Origin of the sequence: Lactobacillus sp. B3795 (assembly GCF_026535805.1) — a bacterium.
In the GTDB taxonomy this organism is placed as follows: Bacteria; Bacillota; Bacilli; order Lactobacillales; family Lactobacillaceae; genus Apilactobacillus; species Apilactobacillus kunkeei_C.
On record NZ_JAFNPE010000005.1, the window covers coordinates 215,237 to 232,567 of the forward strand.

The 17,331-nt window shown below is 36.3% G+C and carries 20 protein-coding genes; 5 read left to right on the forward strand and 15 right to left on the reverse strand.

Going from position 1 to position 17,331, the window contains the following annotated elements:
- Positions 1–18 precede the first annotated feature (18 nt).
- The gene (rpsO, locus tag J3U50_RS02885; RefSeq protein ID WP_034531743.1) at positions 19–288 is read right to left on the reverse strand and encodes a 30S ribosomal protein S15; all 270 of its coding nucleotides are present in this window, start codon (positions 286–288) and stop codon (positions 19–21) included.
- A gap of 275 nt (positions 289–563) precedes the next feature.
- On the opposite strand from rpsO, the gene rpsT reads away from it, so the two are divergent.
- Positions 564–812 carry a 30S ribosomal protein S20 gene (rpsT, locus tag J3U50_RS02890; protein ID WP_034531745.1) on the forward strand — a complete coding sequence of 83 codons (249 nt, stop codon included), beginning with the start codon at positions 564–566 and terminating at the stop codon, positions 810–812.
- Between the two features lie 72 nt (positions 813–884).
- On the opposite strand, the gene holA is transcribed toward rpsT, so the two are convergent.
- The 13 genes from holA to J3U50_RS02955 all read right to left on the reverse strand — a co-directional run bounded on the left by holA (position 885) and on the right by J3U50_RS02955 (position 13,092).
- Positions 885–1,913 (reverse strand): DNA polymerase III subunit delta, encoded by a 1,029-nt coding sequence (gene holA / locus J3U50_RS02895; RefSeq protein ID WP_057198098.1) that lies wholly within the window; start codon positions 1,911–1,913, stop codon positions 885–887.
- Between the two features lie 2 nt (positions 1,914–1,915).
- Positions 1,916–3,961: a DNA internalization-related competence protein ComEC/Rec2 gene (locus J3U50_RS02900; protein WP_301945522.1), complete on the reverse strand. Its 2,046-nt coding sequence runs from the start codon at positions 3,959–3,961 to the stop codon at positions 1,916–1,918.
- 171 nt (positions 3,962–4,132) lie between these two features.
- Complete coding sequence (locus J3U50_RS02905) at positions 4,133–4,612, reverse strand: ComE operon protein 2 (protein WP_301945523.1); 480 nt, start codon at positions 4,610–4,612, stop codon at positions 4,133–4,135.
- A 47-nt stretch (positions 4,613–4,659) separates the two neighbouring features.
- The gene (locus J3U50_RS02910; protein ID WP_301945524.1) at positions 4,660–5,325 is read right to left on the reverse strand and encodes a ComEA family DNA-binding protein; all 666 of its coding nucleotides are present in this window, start codon (positions 5,323–5,325) and stop codon (positions 4,660–4,662) included.
- 64 nt (positions 5,326–5,389) lie between these two features.
- A complete protein-coding gene (locus J3U50_RS02915) occupies positions 5,390–6,439 on the reverse strand; it encodes a SepM family pheromone-processing serine protease (protein ID WP_301945525.1) in 1,050 nt (349 codons plus the stop codon).
- Entirely contained in the window at positions 6,439–6,915 is a 477-nt protein-coding gene (coaD, locus tag J3U50_RS02920; protein ID WP_301945526.1) for a pantetheine-phosphate adenylyltransferase, read from the reverse strand. The genes J3U50_RS02915 and coaD overlap by 1 nt, the downstream gene beginning before the upstream one ends.
- A 2-nt stretch (positions 6,916–6,917) precedes the next feature.
- Positions 6,918–7,475, reverse strand: a complete 558-nt coding sequence (rsmD, locus tag J3U50_RS02925; RefSeq protein ID WP_301945527.1) for a 16S rRNA (guanine(966)-N(2))-methyltransferase RsmD — start codon at positions 7,473–7,475, stop codon at positions 6,918–6,920.
- 13 nt (positions 7,476–7,488) lie between these two features.
- Positions 7,489–7,767: a YlbG family protein gene (locus J3U50_RS02930; protein ID WP_034531756.1), complete on the reverse strand. Its 279-nt coding sequence runs from the start codon at positions 7,765–7,767 to the stop codon at positions 7,489–7,491.
- A 15-nt stretch (positions 7,768–7,782) separates the two neighbouring features.
- The gene (locus tag J3U50_RS02935) at positions 7,783–8,937 is read right to left on the reverse strand and encodes an FtsW/RodA/SpoVE family cell cycle protein (protein WP_301945528.1); all 1,155 of its coding nucleotides are present in this window, start codon (positions 8,935–8,937) and stop codon (positions 7,783–7,785) included.
- A gap of 192 nt (positions 8,938–9,129) precedes the next feature.
- Positions 9,130–10,968, reverse strand: a complete 1,839-nt coding sequence (typA, locus tag J3U50_RS02940) for a translational GTPase TypA (protein ID WP_034531758.1) — start codon at positions 10,966–10,968, stop codon at positions 9,130–9,132.
- A gap of 109 nt (positions 10,969–11,077) precedes the next feature.
- Positions 11,078–11,869, reverse strand: coding sequence for an inositol monophosphatase family protein (locus J3U50_RS02945; protein ID WP_301945529.1), 792 nt, complete (start codon positions 11,867–11,869; stop codon positions 11,078–11,080).
- A gap of 21 nt (positions 11,870–11,890) precedes the next feature.
- Positions 11,891–12,166, reverse strand: a complete 276-nt coding sequence (locus J3U50_RS02950; protein WP_301945530.1) for a UPF0223 family protein — start codon at positions 12,164–12,166, stop codon at positions 11,891–11,893.
- Between the two features lie 8 nt (positions 12,167–12,174).
- Complete coding sequence (locus J3U50_RS02955) at positions 12,175–13,092, reverse strand: hypothetical protein (protein ID WP_054608251.1); 918 nt, start codon at positions 13,090–13,092, stop codon at positions 12,175–12,177.
- A 138-nt stretch (positions 13,093–13,230) separates the two neighbouring features.
- Between J3U50_RS02955 and def the strand changes: the two genes are divergently transcribed.
- Positions 13,231–13,794 carry a peptide deformylase gene (def, locus tag J3U50_RS02960; RefSeq protein WP_034531763.1) on the forward strand — a complete coding sequence of 188 codons (564 nt, stop codon included), beginning with the start codon at positions 13,231–13,233 and terminating at the stop codon, positions 13,792–13,794.
- Between the two features lie 31 nt (positions 13,795–13,825).
- On the opposite strand, the gene J3U50_RS02965 is transcribed toward def, so the two are convergent.
- Positions 13,826–14,089 carry a hypothetical protein gene (locus J3U50_RS02965; protein ID WP_301945531.1) on the reverse strand — a complete coding sequence of 88 codons (264 nt, stop codon included), beginning with the start codon at positions 14,087–14,089 and terminating at the stop codon, positions 13,826–13,828.
- Between the two features lie 344 nt (positions 14,090–14,433).
- On the opposite strand from J3U50_RS02965, the gene J3U50_RS02970 reads away from it, so the two are divergent.
- From J3U50_RS02970 to J3U50_RS02980, 3 genes are all read left to right on the forward strand, one after another.
- On the forward strand, positions 14,434–14,649 hold the full coding sequence (locus J3U50_RS02970) for a DNA-directed RNA polymerase subunit epsilon (protein WP_301945532.1): 216 nt from the start codon (positions 14,434–14,436) through the stop codon (positions 14,647–14,649).
- A gap of 2 nt (positions 14,650–14,651) precedes the next feature.
- A complete protein-coding gene (locus tag J3U50_RS02975) occupies positions 14,652–16,334 on the forward strand; it encodes a ribonuclease J (protein WP_034531767.1) in 1,683 nt (560 codons plus the stop codon).
- Positions 16,335–16,410: 76 nt separating this feature from the next.
- Positions 16,411–17,319, forward strand: coding sequence for a diacylglycerol kinase family protein (locus J3U50_RS02980; protein ID WP_301945533.1), 909 nt, complete (start codon positions 16,411–16,413; stop codon positions 17,317–17,319).
- The last annotated feature ends 12 nt before the right edge of the window (positions 17,320–17,331 follow it).

The window sequence follows — 17,331 nt, forward strand, 5'->3', positions numbered from 1 at the left end:
AGTTCCATTTTAAAAATATTAACGACGTAGACCTAAACTCTTGATTAAATCACGGTAACGTTGAACATCTGTGTTACGTAAGTATCTTAGTAAGTTACGACGGTGACCGATTTTCTTCAACAAACCACGTTGTGAATGGAAATCCTTCTTGTGTTCTTTCATGTGACCATTAATTTCGTTAATGTCAGCAGTTAGTACAGCAATTTGTACTTCAGCAGAACCAGTGTCACCATCATGTCTAGCATACTTCTTGATGATGTCGTTCTTTTCAGCTTGTGTTAGAGCCATTGTGTTTCCCACCTTTCAAAAGTAAATATACCAGATACTGAGTAAAGCGCCAGATGAGAGCAGCGACAAAACTAAGTATCGGTACTGTAGTTTTAAACTACGTTAATCATACTACTATGATTACCTGAAAATAGCAAGGTAATATCCTTATTAATGTGATCGGAGAAATCCGAATTATATAATTCTATTGCTTTTTTAAGTTGTCTTTTGTATAATAAAAGTCGTTGAAATTTAAGGATTTTAAATAAAATTCGACTTTTTTGGAGGTGAATTTCATGCCTGTTATTAAATCTGCTATCGAACGTGTAAAAACTAATGAAAAAGCAAACAAACGTAACGCATCTCAACTAAGCAAGATGAGAACTGCTGTTAAGAAGTTTGAAAAAGCTGATGCTAACGCTGACAACCGTGAAGAACTATTCAACAACGCTGTTAGTGCATTAGACCATGCTAAGTCAAAGGGCTTAATCAAAGCTAACACTGCTGCACGTAACAAATCACGTCTAGCTAAGTTAAACAAGTAAAAAGAACTCAGTTTTAACTGAGCTTTTTTTATTCCTAAAAAAGGACATCTCGTTTGAGATGTCCTTTTTTGTTTATCCAATTTGATTATCGACAAATTTTAAAGTGAACATTTGAAATAGTAGTTCTGGTGATTCAGGTGTTGATTTGAGTTTTTCTTCAACATCAACTAATCCTAAATAAGCATCCCTCAAACTACTAAATTGATACTTACGCACATTTTGCATTGCCAGTTTTACTCTAAATGGATGCACCTTTAGCTTTTCTGCAATGTTTCCCTGACTGTATCCCTTACGACTTAACACATTCACCTGTAGTAATAGTCGAAACTGTGATAACAAGACTGCATTAATTTGTAATGGTTCTTGATCCTCTACGATTAGGTTACGGTATAAATCGATGGCGTTTTTGGAATCCTTTTTCATTACGTAGTCAATTAAGTCAAAAACGTTTTGGTCCAATGACTTGGCAACCAAACTATCGATACTGTTTTTAGTAATGACCTTATCCTTTTGACAGTATAGGAATAACTTAGGAAGTTCGTTCATTGCGGATGATAAATCGTTAGATACTCTTCCTAGTAATTCTTGAAGGGCATCCCCTTCTACCGTGTAACCATTACTCTTAATGTTGTTAGCAACGTATGATTGGATGGCACGATCATCTAGTTTAGTTAAATCGATTACCTCTGCGTTGTTTTTTAATTGCTTAGTAACCTTTTTTCTAGAATCTAGCTTGCCGTATGGTGCCATGATGACCATGACCGTACTATCAACTGGGTGGTTAACGTATTCAATAAAGCTATCGATGTCATGATCTAAGGTCGACTTGCTACGTTCACCGGTTAAAAAGTACGGATTGTTTACAACAACCAATCTCTTTTCACCAAAGAATGGCAAACTTTCAGCATCACCCACGGCAGTGGCAATGTTTTGACTTTCCATGTCATAGCTAGCGAAGTTCATGGTTCTTTCTTCTTCCGGAATTAATTCCACGAAGTGTTTTTTAATTTCATTAATTAAATAGTCTTCTTTACCTAACACTAGATATATTGGGTTAATATTGTTGTTTTTAATTTGTGTTAATAGTTCGTTTACTTTCATTACTATTCCCCTTGCAATTTAAATATCCAGTGATTTCCTAATAATCCATATTTATATGATATCATACCCTGTTTTTGTGTGTTCACGTATGCTAAATTATTATCCTTTAATCTTTCAAGCGTTGCAACACTTGGATGGTGATAACGGTTGTTCCTACCGGCGGAGATAATTGAAATTTTGGGATGAATGAATTTTAAAAAAGCATCACTGCTGGAGGTATCACTACCATGATGCCCTAATTTTAAATAATCCGCTTTTAGCATCGGATATTTTTGCATAAGGTCACTCTCACCACTTGATGGTAGATCACCCATAAACAACCAACTGCGATTTCCTTGGATTGTGCCCAAGACGACCGAGTCCTCGTTTTTACCGAGGCCACTTACAAAGGGATGATAAATGTTAAACGGAAAATCAGGTAACTTTTGGTTAGCTTTAATTAACACTAACTTTGTTTTATTCAAATAAGGACGGATTTTTCTCATTATCGATGGATTATTCTGCAAGCCATCCCCGACAATAATCCGGTCGACCTTTAAATCCGCTAAGATTGCGGGAACATCCCCCGTGTGATCAGCATCCTGATGACTCAATACTAGATTATCAAGATGGCTGATACCGATACTTTTCAAATAATTAATCGACGTTTTTTCTGCTTGATAATTTACCTTATTGTTTTGCCTGCGACCAAATTGTAACTTACCACCTGTATCAATCATAGTGATTGAACGGTTAAACGGCTCACGAATTAGGATACTGTCACCCTGGCCAACATCGAAAAAGGATACCTCACCCTGCAGTGGATAGTGGATATACATAAACGTGATTAGATACATACATAGTAGCATCGACACTCTTTTAAAACTGACCCTGTCGATTACCAACAGTGTCATTATTAGAAGAAGCGTTGCCACATACAGATTGGGTTTACCAAAATTAATCTGCCCTGGTAAAGCCCCCAGCCAATTGACTGCATTATCAAAGCTATTCAATATCAACGCCACCACTGAACTAAACCATCCAGAAATTGGGTACGTAATGACCGCGATTAATATCATTGGCATAATTAACGCCGAAAATATTGGTATCACCAGATAATTGGCTAGCATCGTCAGTGCGTGCCACTGAAATAGCTTGTAGATAATAAAGGGTAAACTGACTAAGTTCATCATCACCGTTTGCTTGAGCGGCTTCATTTTATTCGTATAAATCAAGCCGAATGCCAGAGCGTAACTTAGTTGTGAACCAAACTGTAACAACATCTCCGGCTCAATTATTAAATTGACCATCAAGGTAATCGAAAAGACATCCAAACCGGTCAATCGCTTCTTTATCATTAATGCAATAATGCCAATTTCAACCGTTAATATTGACCGCATCAATCCAATCGATGATCCAGCAATGACGAAGTACGTTGGCAGAAATATCAAGGTCACCCACCGAACCTTCTCCCTGGTCACACGGAATAGTCCCAGTATCATTTTCAAAAGGTTCACGATGTAAAAGACATGCAACCCGGAAATACTAAATAAGTGAATGAGCCCCAATGTCTTTACGCCTGATAGTTCATCGTTGAATGAATTGTCCATGACGCCTAGAAGCAGACTGCTGGCATAGAGGTTCAATGGATGCGGTAATTGGTTCGTGTATTTCAACATCTTCATCCGTAAATAATGAAGAATATCAATGATTGAAAACCGATGTTGTTCTTCTACACTATTTAACTGCTTAACGGTCAATCGACTGTAGATACCCATACTCTCGTAGTATTCTTTGGCACCAAACTGGTTAAAGTTTCTAGCCTCATCAAATGGCTGGACGACTCCAGACACATTCATGGCAATTGGCCTTAAATATTGCTTTACCCTCTTTGCGTCATTACCGTAGACCATTATCTGTTTACCGGTATCAGTAATAGTGCCGATACTATAAAACGAGTCGTCACTGTACTTAATATTATCTGGATAAATTAAAACGCTTTGCGTTACCGTTTGTTGTCCTTGAATTTGATTAGCTTGATTTTGTTTATATCTATACCAGCAAGCCAAACAAAAAATAACCACCATGACGGTGGTTATTTTTATTACTAATGCGTTTTTTAATCGAATGATCCGAATCATCCATAGACAAAAAAGCAGTAGACCGAGCTTTAAATCACCAAAGAAAATAATGCTTAATATTCCAATCGAAATCGATGGAAAAATATATAAATTATTAATTTATTTTGGTAAATAAGAGCTAAATTCGATTTGTTTGATTGTTTCTTCATCCAAGATTACTTGGTTCAATTCGACGTTGTTTTGTTTAATTAATGACAATGCATATTCATCATTGTGGTAGTTTCTTAGGTAGTTAATCTTTTTGATTCCCGCTTGTAATAATACTTTGGTACAAGAAAGACATGGGAAATCAGTTACATAGATTTCTGAACCATCGGTTGATTCACCGAATTTGGCACATTGAGAAATGGCGTTCATTTCTGCATGAATTGTTCTTAAGCAATGGCCGTCTCGCATGTAACACCCAACATCAATACAGTGTTCATCCCCTGTAACTGATCCGTTATAACCACCGGCAATAATACGTTTATCTCTTACGATGGTTGCTCCAACAGAAAGGCGGTTACAGGTGCCACGTGTTGAAAGTAAAACAGCTTGTAGCATGAAATATTGATCCCATGGAATTCTGTGTTTAGTCATAATTAATTACTCTCCCTCTTTTACTACTATTCATAGTATAGCAAAGATTACACTTCTAAAGAATCTTTTAATCTTTCAAATGTCTTATCCCCGAATCCACTGACCTGTTTGATTTCGTCGATTGAGTGAAAACCATTGTGTTGGTTTCGATAATCAATTATCTTTTGCGCTTTCTTTTCACCCACGCGATCGAGTTTTTGAAGTTCATTTAAATCTGCAGTATTCAAATTAACTTTGACGTTATTTGCAGAACTGCTGGTGGTCGTATTATTCGAACTAGCAAACGATGAACTACCAGCCGCACTCTTTTTATTAACAACGACGACATCTTGGTCGTTTAATACCTTGGCTAGGTTAACGTTTTGTTCATCGGCATCCGCCTTAAAGCCGCCCGCTTCCTTGATGACGTCGGTAACACGGCTGTTGGATGGGATTTGGTAGACGCCCGGATGCTTAACCTCACCCTTAACATCAATATATAGTTCTTCCGAAGCACTACTTTGGCTTTGAGAAGACGAGGATGAAGCCCCGACGCTACTTTGTTCCGAATAATCAGTCGCTACGTTGTTAGCGTCATTGCTGTTTTGATTCATGATTAAAATAATAACTAACCCTAAACTAAAAGCGATTAGTAATAGACCAATCAAAATTTTATATGCATGTTCATCAATTATTTCTTTTATCTGCGTTGAAAAATCTAATATCTTATTCACCGTTTCCTCCTTTCTAAAACTTAAATACGAAAAAAGGAATGTAATTTATTCAATTACATTCCTTTTATTTTATTTTCTTCAATGCATTTAAAGCATCACTGAATGAAGTTACCGGAATAACTTTCATGTTTGGTGCATACTTCTTCGCTGTTTTAACAGCAAGTTGGTAATTGGTCATATGTTGATCTTCATACTTAAGCACTTCTTTGGTTGGTTTAACGTATGGTGCTAAGAAATACTTAGCGCCAGCATCTCTGGCCGCGATAATCTTCTTATCGATTCCGCCAATTTCACCAACGTTCCCATTTTCATCAATGGTTCCAGTCCCCGCAATATTTTGCGAGTGTCTAATGTTTTGTTGAGTTAGTTGCCCATAGATTTGAAGTGAGAACATCAATCCGGCAGATGGGCCACCAACTTCACCTGGGTTAACATCAATTGGAATCTTGGTAGAAACCTGATTGTCATCAGATAAAATAATCCCAATTCCAGCTTGGTTGGTACCAGCTAGCTTATACAGTTTTCTGGTAATTTGAATTTTCTTCTTATTACGGTAAATCGTTAAGGTCATCTTTGAACCAATCTTCTTGGATTTTACATAGTCTCTAAACTGCGCAGAGCTCTTAAACTTATGCCCGTTCAAAGAAACAATGGAGTCACCAGCTTTAATTTGATTGTAGAAGTTAGACTTACTATCAACTGCCAGCACGTAGATACCACGATATTTCAAATAAACATCTTTTTTGGCGTAGTGAAAGGCATTATAAATTGCGTTATTGATTGCACTTTCCATGTAAACATTTTGCAGATTGATGTAACTTTGTTGATCTTGGTTACCAGTTACATCGCTAATGCTTTCAATTGTTTGGTGTGGATTGAACTTAGCAACAACGTATGATGCAATTGATGCTTGTGATTCACTCACCGTGGTAAACATGAATTTACCTTTGAACTTATCACTGTGTCCCTTGATTGAAACAACTGGTTTTAAATTAGGGGCTGTTCCGGGACTTTCAATATACTTTGGTAGAAATGGAATATTAACAAAAATCGCAAGTGCAGCAATTGCCACAAAGAGTGCGATTAATTTATTCCGTCTGTTATTTTTAAACATTAACTTAACTTCTCTTTCAATGCCGTAGCAACGTTTTGTGGTACATAGGGAGTAATATCTCCGCCAAAATGAGCAATTTCCTTAATTAAACTAGATGAAACAGATTGAAACTCAGGACGTGTAATCAAAAAGACTGATTCGATTGTGTTATCCAAGTTGTAGTTCATTGAAGCAATTGAGCTTTCGGCATTAAAGTCACTGGAGTTACGAAGTCCCCTGACAATTACGATTGCGCCTACCTGTTTGGCAAGATCAACTGTTAATCCGTCAGCAGAAGTAACTGAGACATTTTCAATTCCTTCAATGTTGGGTTTAATTAAACTCATTCTTTCATCATAACTAAAGACACCATTTTTACTGGTATTCTTGGCCACAGTAACGACGACCTCATCAAACATCTTACTTGCGCGCTTAATTAAGTCCAGATGTCCCTTAGTCAACGGGTCGAAGCTTCCCGGGAAGATTGCTTTTGTCATAACTATCCCCTCTTTATTCTGTAAATAGAAATAATGGTAATTCCATACTTCTTTTGTTTGACCATGTCATAACCTTCTACATCGTCTTTTAAAACAACGTTATCATCGGTTTCGCAAATGACAATTCCATCCTCATTAAGCAATTCTTTTTCCTTAATGATATGTAGTTGGTCGACCATCTTTTGGTCTTTGTATGGTGGATCCAAGAAAATGTAGTCAAACTTATCATTTTGATCAGCAAAACGATTTAATGCCATGTCTGAATCCATCTTGTAAATTCTAAAGGCATCCATTTCCTTGGTCATCATAACGTTTTCTTTGATTGTCTTGATGGCTAGATATTGGTGGTCTACCAATACCGCACTATCAATCCCTCTAGATACAGCCTCGATTGCGACCGAACCAGAACCTGCGTATAAATCTAAAAATGACCCACCATTGAAAAATGGGCCAATCATATTGAATAAGGATTCTTTCACTTTATCGGTTGTTGGTCTTGTCTTACTACCTGGCACAGGTTTAAGGCTTCGACTACCAAATTTACCTGAAACAACTCTCATTTATCCAAACTCCTTAATAATCTTCATCATCGTCAACATCTTCGAAGTCCCCTTCAAGTGATAGTTCACTGGAAAGTTGTTCGTAAGGTGTTTCTTCAATTTTCTTCACAATTTTTAAACTACTAATTTTTTCTTTAATCCAATCGTAGTTATCAGCATTTACATACATAACCACGTAGTGCATTTTTTGTGAGACATAATATATTAAGCCATATTTTTTCAATTGTCTGACTTGTTTAGTTGAATAAACATAAACAATTAGGCTTTTTCTGTTTTCGATTGTATCTGTCAAAAAATTCCCTCCACTTTAATAACGGATTCTTCTAGTTTTTTGAGTTTTTTGTTTTGCACTAATTACCAAAATCATTCCAATACACAATGCTAAGGTTAACATACTAGATCCCCCATAACTAATGAATGGGAAAGTAACCCCGGTGATTGGTAGTAAACCAATTACCCCACCGACGTTGAAGTATGCTTGAACTAACATGTATGTTCCAACACCATAACAAATTAAAGTATCGTATGTATCGTTGGAACGAATACCTAGTTGGAATGCTCTAACAATAATTGTAAGTAATAGGAATAGGATGAACAATACCCCAATTAGTCCTAATTCTTCGGCGATAATCGCCATGATAAAGTCGGTATTTGGTTCAGGTAGGTACCCAGTCTTTTGAATACTGTTTCCTAAACCAACACCAAAGATTCCACCATTACTTAATGCGTAGTAAGAATTAACCAATTGTTGTCCAATTCCGTTGGCGTATTTAAACGGATTACTGTAAGCGGTGATACGTTGGATTTGGTAAATACTTGTTCCGTCTTTAAATACAAAGGATAAGATTTTTAGTGATATCCATCCGAATAATAATCCAGCAGATGTAAGTAATGTTGCACCTCGCCAATTAACTCCGGATCCAAATAGGATTGCAAACATAATTGCTAAGTTAATAACGGTACCACCCAAGTCGGGCTGGATAAAAACTAAGAACAACATAACAAAAATCGAAAAAACTTGGACATGTGTTCTTGATTTTTCACCGTTAATGATTCCTTCTTCTCGAGAAGACAAAAATTGAGCCATTCTCAAGATAATATATACCTTGGCAACTTCGGCTGGTTGCACATGTAAAGGACCGATTGGAATCCATCCGGCAGAACCGTTAACTGAATGTCCAAATGCCTTTAACAAGATCAAGGCAATAAACAATACGACAAAGAAGATTCCTAAAAACTTAGCTTTTCTGACGAATTGATTATTCCCCGCCAAACAAATCATAATAATCACTAAACTGACTACCACAAACATACTTTGTTTGATTAAGTATCCAGTAGGTGTCCCACCAATTTGCGTTGCAACGTTTGAACTTGCTGAATAGACCATAATTATTCCAATTACAGATAGTAGTAGAAATGGAACGAATATGTAGTAGTCCATTGCATTAATATTAAATTTCATTCTTTTCCAGTGCTCTGATATATGCCACTTGTGCCAATACTCGGCGATTTTGCGTATCATATTTTTACATCTCCAACGTAACCTTTTAATATAACTAACATTATAGCATATCTACACTATTTGCTTTAGTATTTTAAAGACAACAAAAAAGGATGGACAAAATGTCCATCCTTTTTATTAAACACTAAAGTATTAGCTGTTGTGACGCTTGCGCTTAGCTTGCTTTTCACGTTCGTTAGTGTTTAGAATTTCTTTTCTTAGACGAACGTTTTCTGGAGTTACTTCACAAAGTTCATCTTCGTTCAAGAATTCTAGTGATTCTTCTAGAGTTAAGTGTTGTGGTTCCTTAATCTTAGCAGTTTCATCCTTAGCAGAAGCACGAACGTTAGTCATTTGCTTACCCTTAGTGATGTTAACTGAGATATCGTTGTCACGACTGTTCTTACCAACGATCATACCTTCGTATACTTCAGTACCTGGATCTACGAAGATAGTACCACGGTCTTCAATACCCATAGTAGCGTAAGTAGTAGTCTTACCTTCGTTAATTGAAACTAAGGCACCGTTTCTTCTACCTGGGTTCCAGTTCTTGATAACTGGTTGGTAACTATCGAATGTGTGGTTCATGATACCGTAACCACGAGTGATTGATAGGAATTCAGTTGAGTAACCGATTAAACCACGAGAAGGTGCAAGGAATGTCAAACGAGTTTGGCCGTTTCCAACACTTTCCATGTTTTGCATGTTACCTTTTCTTTCAGATAATGTTTGGATGATAGTACCTGAGTATTCGTCAGGAGTATCGATTTGAACTGATTCGAATGGTTCACATTGTTGACCATCCACTTCTCTAATAATAACTTGTGGACGAGAAACTTGTAGTTCGTAACCTTCACGTCTTAAGTTTTCAATTAAGATTGATAAGTGAAGTTCACCACGACCAGATACAGTCCATGAACCTGGTTGGTCAGTTTCTTCAACACGTAGAGAAACATCAGTGTGTAATTCTCTTTCTAGACGGTCTTGTAGTTGACGAGCAGTAACAAACTTACCTTCTTTACCAGCAAATGGTGAAGTGTTTGTACCGAAAGTCATTTGTAGAGTTGGTTCGTCAATTCTTAGGATTGGTAGAGCTTCTTGGTTTGATGGATCTACAACAGATTCACCAACGTTGATTTCTTCCATACCTGAAACGGCGATTAAGTCACCAGCTTTAGCTTCGTTGATATCTAATTTCTTTAGACCAAAGAATCCCATAAGCTTTGTAACACGGAAGTTTTGAGTTGAACCATCAAGCTTCATAACAGTAACGTTATCCCCAACCTTGATAGTACCTCTAAATACACGACCAATACCGATACGACCAACGAAGTCATCATAATCAAGCATAGCAACTTGGAATTGTAATGGTTCGTCTGAGTTGTCGATAGGAGCAGGAATAGCCTTGATGATAGTGTCAAATACAGGCTTCATAGTGTGTTCTTGAGTTGATAGGTCTTCATCGTAACTTGAAGTACCGTTCATAGCTGAAGTGTAGATAACAGGGAAGTCTAGTTGTTCATCATCAGCACCTAATTCGATGAATAGGTCTAATACTTCATCAACTACTTCACTAGGACGTGAACCTGGACGGTCAACCTTGTTAATAACAACAACTGGAGTTAGGTGTTGGTCTAAAGCTTTCTTTAAAACGAAACGAGTTTGTGGCATAGTTCCTTCAAAAGCATCAACAACTAGTAGAACACCATCAACCATTCGCATGATACGTTCAACTTCTCCACCGAAGTCGGCATGTCCTGGTGTATCCAAGATGTTAATTTGTTTGTCTTGGTATCTAACGGCAGTATTCTTTGAAAGGATTGTGATACCACGTTCCTTTTCAATATCGTTAGTATCCATGGCACGATCATCAATTTGAACGTGTTCGTCTAAAGTATCTGATTGCTTTAGTAATTCGTTAACCAAAGTTGTCTTACCGTGGTCAACGTGGGCAATAATAGCAATATTTCTAATATCGTCTCTTGTCTTCATTATTAGTTTCCTTCCCTTCGAAGCATAAATATTTGTTTCTTTAATACTTAGCAACTCGGACCAAGTTTATTACATTAAATAATTAAATTTGCATAAAAAAACTGTGACATCAGTCACAGTCAGAACTGTACTTAACAATATTAAGTATGTCCTTTTGTGCAATCTTCGTCGCTACCAATACAATGTCTGATGATACCACATCAATTATATTTCCGTCAATATCAGACACCTTAATACCAAGCGTATCACAAAGCACTTTTCCAGCTGCTATGTCCCATGGCTTTAAAGTGGAAATATATCCCACTAGTTCTCCCTTCAAGACGGCAATAATCTGGATGCCGGCACTACCATATATTCTGGCACCTTCACTAGCTTTAGAGATTGCTTGCATGTTTTTCTCATTGTTTATTAATAATGGTCCGCTCAATCCCATTAATCCTTCTGATAATGAAATATCTTCTGGTGGATTAATTTCGGTATCATTTTCATAAACTTTACCATCCCAATTGTGATAAAGTTTGTCATTCATAACATCTAAAATATAGCCGAGTTCTTCTTTGCCATCGATGTATAAAGCCAACATTATCGCAAAATGATTGTGTTGCTTTACAAAGTTCATTGTTCCATCGATGGGATCAACTATCCATACGTGGCCATCTAGATTGGTAACATCATCCCCAAAGCCCTCTTCACCTAGGATGTGAGCCTCTGGATCAAATTCCCTAATCTTTTTGATAAAGAACTGTTCGTTTGATTTATCGACATCGGTAACCAAATCAGTTCGACTAGACTTAGTGGAAACATCATGAATCTGATTAAGTGAACTAACGGTAAATTCACGAATTTCTTTAAACCAAGACTGAATTGCCTCGTCTGCGTTTTTTAACCATAAATCATTCATACATATCTTCCTTAAAACAAATTACATTCTTATGTTTTTAGTCTTAGCCTTAGTGGCTGCTTGAAAGGTCCTATAAATGCTGTAATCGGAGATGCTTTGAAAATCACGGTCGATTTGCTTTTGTTCAATCTTAGCTGGATTAATCTCTCTAAAACGGTTGTATAGCTTGACTACCTTTTCAGCATTAACACCATTGGCGTCTTCGTATGCACTTTCCACAGCATTATATAAGGCCATCATGTCCATTAATTCTTCTTTGGACCAATCAGGAAAAATTGGATAAGAATAGTTATTCATAATCATTCCTACTTACTTTCTAAAATTTCATCAATTATTTCATTAGTATATTGTTTGGCATCATCGAAAGCTTGTTTTTCTTTGTCAGATAATACTAATTCTACAGTTGGAACCAATCCGGTTTGGTTCAACATGATTGGTTCACTTGTCACTGCTATTTTACCATCTATTTGACTAACGTGTCCGACACTTGCTAAACATGAGTTACCCATGTAAAAGGCATCCAAGATTACTCCAATTGCCTTTGCTTGGATTACTTCGTCACAAGGTGTGTCGGATTTATTAATAATCTCTTCTGCTTTGGCGAAAATTTCAGTACTAAACATATTGTTAGGGTTGGCTAGGTAGGCCAAGATTGGGGATTGACCAATGTATGCCCGACTCCATGAGATTAAGTTCTTGGATTCACTACCTAATACACTGACGTTAATATCGGATAAACTGATATCAAAGTAACGACGTAGTGCGTGTTTTAATAGTAATGTCTTTGCTAGCATCCCTGTTGATACAACCTTGTTATTTTCTTTACCGGAAAACTTGGTTGCAAAGTATGCGAAGACTTCATCATGAAAACCATTAACAATAATCTTTCCGCTAAACCCTTCCTTAATAACTTGATTTAGTGACTTTCTAAAGTGATCTAAGTAAGGTGATAAGAATGAAGTAACTTCGCTTTTTTCTTCAACTGTTTCCTTTGGAAAATCATATAGGTACATGTACCCGTCAAAGTCATGATAATCCATTTTGTCATCCGCTAATTTGACTTCAAAATGTTCACATAGCAAATTGGATTGAAGTTGATTGATAAAATCATTCATCTTTAAATTTGCGATAGTTAGGTTAACTGGATAATCCACTAAAATCATGAATTCGATTAGTGATTCAATTCTTCGCTGCTCTCCATCAACTACCAAATTAGTTTTCATAATGAGCCTCCGTTTAATTTAGTATCTGTAATTATACCATTTTCTAAAAATAAGCAACTCTTATGTATCATATTAGTATCATATAATTTCCGTTATTATGTTATAATACAATAATAAACTTTTTGGGAGGTCATTTAAGTGATACTAATGAAAGACATCGTTCGCGATGGAAATAAAGTATTAAGACAACAAGCTAAACAAGTTAAATTCCCACTTAGCGCGGAAGATAAAAAATTAGCTGAAGACATGATGGAATATCTTGAAGTAAGTCAAGATCCTGAACTTTGTGCCAAATATAAATTAAGAGCTGGAGTTGGTCTAGCTGCACCTCAAGTTGGTGTATCAGAAATGATGGCTGCTGTACTAGTGCCAAACGACTTTGAAGGTGAAGGCGAACCAATCTTTAAGGATGTCATTATCAACCCTGTCATCCTATCAAGCTCAGTTCAAAGATGTGCTATCACTGAAGGTGAAGGCTGTCTATCAGTTGACGAAGACGTCCCCGGCTTCATTCACCGTGCTGCTAGAATTACCCTTAAGTATCAAGACGTTGAAGGTACTGAACACACAGTTAGACTTAAAAACTATCCTGCGATTGTTTGCCAACACGAAATTGATCACTTACACGGAACTCTATTCTACGATCACGTTGATAAAGAAAACCCATTCTCAAAAGTGGACAATGACTTGTTCATCGAATAATCAAAAAAGACCTAACATTCTGTTAGGTCTTTTAATTTACCTTATTTAATTGGCGCATATCTAACACGTACTCATACGTCGCTGCATTTAATAGGTATGCTAAATCGACGTGGACTTGATTGTCCCTCACAAACGAATCGGTTAACACCACTTCATGGTTAAACCTTTTCGATTGATTTGCTTCGTTAATTGATTCTTTAATTTGATTGATTAGTTCATCGTTTAATTCGTCAGTTTGGCACTTAGAAATCACATATTCGAACGCGTAGATGTTTCTTCCCCAAATATTGGACAAATCATGAACTTCTATAATTTCATTTTTTCCCTTTTCTAAGAGGTTATTAACTAATCCATTTAATATTTTTAATGTTTGATTGTGACCTTTGTCAATTGGTCGTGTAATGAAGAAATAATGGATCAAATTGTACGCTATAACAGCGACAATAAAGCCAATTACAATTTCTACAAAAAGTGGCAAAATCATCGCCTCCTTGTAAATATTATCTGATTTTATTCTATCATTTTATCAAATTATTGGTTACTATACTTATCATTATTAATATGATAAAATTAAAAACAATTAGATGTGTATTACACAATCGATCGGTAAAAAAAACATAGAAGGAGATTTTAATTTTTATGATATTTAAAGTTTTATACCAAGAAGATACTAAGGCTAATCCTAAGAGAGAATTCACAAAATCACTTTATCTAGACTGTGATACAGAAATTGAAGCAAGAGAACTTGTTGACAAGAACACTGATCACAACATTGAATTTATTGAACCTCTTGAAGGTAATCACTTGGCTTACGAACAAAAGAGCCCAGATTTTAAAATTACGGAGTTTAAATAATTATGAACAAACTAAACGTCAAAAATAACGAAACAGCTATTTATGGCGTTGGTGGACTTGGTGAAATTGGAAAAAACACTTACGGTGTTCAATTTCAAGATGAAATCATCTTAATCGATGCAGGGATTAAATTCCCAGAGGATGATTTATTAGGGGTCGACTACGTTATCCCTGATTATCAATACCTAGTAAAAAACAAGGACAAAATCAAAGCATTAGTTATCACCCACGGACATGAAGATCATATCGGTGGTGTTCCATACCTAATCCGCGATTTAAATGTTCCCATTTACGCTGGTCCATTGGCGTCAGCATTAATCAAGAACAAGTTAGAAGAACATGGATTATTGAGAAGTACTGAAATTCATGAAATTAATCCACAAACCGTCTTAAAGTTTAACAAGACAAAAGTTTCATTCTTCCGTACAACCCACTCAATTCCTGACACTTTGGGAATCGCGGTTCATACCCCTTCTGGAGTGATTGTCGAAACCGGGGATTACAAGTTTGATTTGACCCCTGTTACGAGACAGCCGCCTGATTTACAAGAAATGGCAAGATTGGGACGCGAAGGTGTCCTATGTCTAATGTCGGATAGCACAAACGCTGAACGACCTGTTTGGACTAAGTCAGAAAGTTGGATTGGTTCTGCAGTTGAACACATCTTTGATGAAGAAACTGGAAGAATCATCTTTGCGACTTTCGCATCAAATATTTCAAGAATTAAGACAGCTTGTGACGCTGCTCTAAGACATGGTAGAAAGATTGCTGTTTTCGGAAGAAGTATGGAAGCTGCAATTGTTAATGGACAAGAATTAGGATACTTAAACGTTCCTGATGGTACATTCGTTGACGCTTCAGAATTACAATCTCTTCCAGCCGAAAAGACCCTTATCTTATGTACAGGTTCTCAAGGTGAAACTATGGCTGCCCTTTCCAGAATTGCTAATGGTACTCATAGACAAATCGCAATCCAACCAAATGATACTGTAGTATTCTCAAGTAACCCAATTCCTGGTAACAAGGTTAGTGTTAACCGTGTTATCAACGAATTGGAAGAAGCTGGTGCTAAAGTTATTCATGGTAAGATTAACAAGATCCATACATCTGGTCACGGTGGACAAGAAGAACAAAAGCTTATGCTTAGTTTAATGAAACCAAAATACTTCATGCCTATTCACGGTGAATTCAGAATGTTAAAAATTCATACTGAACTAGCGGAACAATGTGGTGTTCCAATGGAAAACAGTTTCATTATGAAGAATGGTGATGTCTTAGCACTAACTAAGGATTCAGCTAGAATTGCTGGTCACTTCGCTGCCGGAGATGTTTACATTGATGGTAACGGAATTGGTGATATCGGAAACGTTGTTTTACGTGACCGTCAACTATTATCTGAAGAAGGACTAGTTGTGGTAGTCGCTACAATTAACCTAAAAGATCAAGAAATTCAATCTGGTCCTGACTTACTATCCAGAGGTTTCGTATATATGAGAGAGTCTGGTCAATTACTAGACGAAGGAAGACGATTAGTATTTAGAACTATTCGTCGTGCTATGCGTAACAAGAATGCCAACGAATCAAGCATCAGAAACGCTATCATCGATGATTTACAAGAATTCTTATATAATAAGACCGAAAGACATCCTTTGATTTTACCAATGTTAATTATGAATAAAAAATAATTTCAAATTGATGCTTATTAAAAACGAATTCTTAATTGAATTCGTTTTTATTTTTACATAGAAAGGAGTATTTAAGTTGAACACTGATTATTTAGTCATCTTCAATCCAGTGGCTAATAAAAGAAGAGCTAAACATCAATGGCCCGAAATTAAAAAGCAATTGGACGCAAACGATATTAAGTACCGTCTAAAAATTACTAGACGCCCTCTTCACTGCGTATCCATTATTTCGCATTATTTAGTTACATCATTTAGAAGTGACTCATTACCTAAGGCCATTATTGTGATTGGTGGAGATGGAACAGTTCATGAAACCATCGAAGGCATTCATGCTGCTCAATCAAAGAATGAATCAATTCCAAACGTACCCGTATTGATTATTCCAACCGGAGCTAACAATAACTTCTACACCCACATGAAGCAACAACATAACATGAATAATAACTTCATTGAACAAATCAAAAATCATCATGTTGAAAATCATGAAATTTGTTTGTTCGATGAACACATTAAAAAACAACGTGGTATCTTCTTAAACAATTTGGGAATTGGTTTAGATGCCAACGTCTTCAATCTAAAAAACAATTTCATTTCACATAAGATCAACTTAAAGACCAGAATCGAATACTACCTTTCAATCTTCCCTACTATCTACAACTTAAGCACATTCCCTGTAGATATTAAGGCTAACGGTGAAAAACATAAGATTAAAAAGGCATTCATGGTGACTGCTTTAAATCATGACAATGATAATGACATTGAATTACTAGTCTTAACTAGAAAAAACATTTTCCAACTATGCTACGTAATCATGCGTGTGTTATTCAAACGTGAATTAAAAGTTAAGTCTGCTTTTAGAATTAGAAGCGATAACATTCATGTTGAAATTCCATCTTTGGAATACGCTCATGCCGATGGTGAAACATTGGGAAGCCGCTTTTACGATATCGAATACCGTAAAACAAAATATCCATTTATATACTAAAAAAAGAGTGAT

Bases quoted from the DNA above. Each gene is read 5' to 3' on its own strand.
- rpsO (WP_034531743.1), bottom strand. From the start codon at position 288: ATGGCTCTAACACAAGCTGAAAAGAACGACATCATCAAGAAGTATGCT.
- rpsT (WP_034531745.1), top strand. From the start codon at position 564: ATGCCTGTTATTAAATCTGCTATCGAACGTGTAAAAACTAATGAAAAA.
- holA (WP_057198098.1), bottom strand. From the start codon at position 1,913: ATGAAAGTAAACGAACTATTAACACAAATTAAAAACAACAATATTAAC.
- J3U50_RS02905 (WP_301945523.1), bottom strand. From the start codon at position 4,612: ATGACTAAACACAGAATTCCATGGGATCAATATTTCATGCTACAAGCT.
- J3U50_RS02915 (WP_301945525.1), bottom strand. From the start codon at position 6,439: ATGTTTAAAAATAACAGACGGAATAAATTAATCGCACTCTTTGTGGCA.
- coaD (WP_301945526.1), bottom strand. From the start codon at position 6,915: ATGACAAAAGCAATCTTCCCGGGAAGCTTCGACCCGTTGACTAAGGGA.
- rsmD (WP_301945527.1), bottom strand. From the start codon at position 7,475: ATGAGAGTTGTTTCAGGTAAATTTGGTAGTCGAAGCCTTAAACCTGTG.
- J3U50_RS02935 (WP_301945528.1), bottom strand. From the start codon at position 8,937: ATGAAATTTAATATTAATGCAATGGACTACTACATATTCGTTCCATTT.
- typA (WP_034531758.1), bottom strand. From the start codon at position 10,968: ATGAAGACAAGAGACGATATTAGAAATATTGCTATTATTGCCCACGTT.
- J3U50_RS02945 (WP_301945529.1), bottom strand. From the start codon at position 11,869: ATGAATGATTTATGGTTAAAAAACGCAGACGAGGCAATTCAGTCTTGG.
- J3U50_RS02950 (WP_301945530.1), bottom strand. From the start codon at position 12,166: ATGAATAACTATTCTTATCCAATTTTTCCTGATTGGTCCAAAGAAGAA.
- J3U50_RS02955 (WP_054608251.1), bottom strand. From the start codon at position 13,092: ATGAAAACTAATTTGGTAGTTGATGGAGAGCAGCGAAGAATTGAATCA.
- J3U50_RS02970 (WP_301945532.1), top strand. From the start codon at position 14,434: ATGATATTTAAAGTTTTATACCAAGAAGATACTAAGGCTAATCCTAAG.
- J3U50_RS02975 (WP_034531767.1), top strand. From the start codon at position 14,652: ATGAACAAACTAAACGTCAAAAATAACGAAACAGCTATTTATGGCGTT.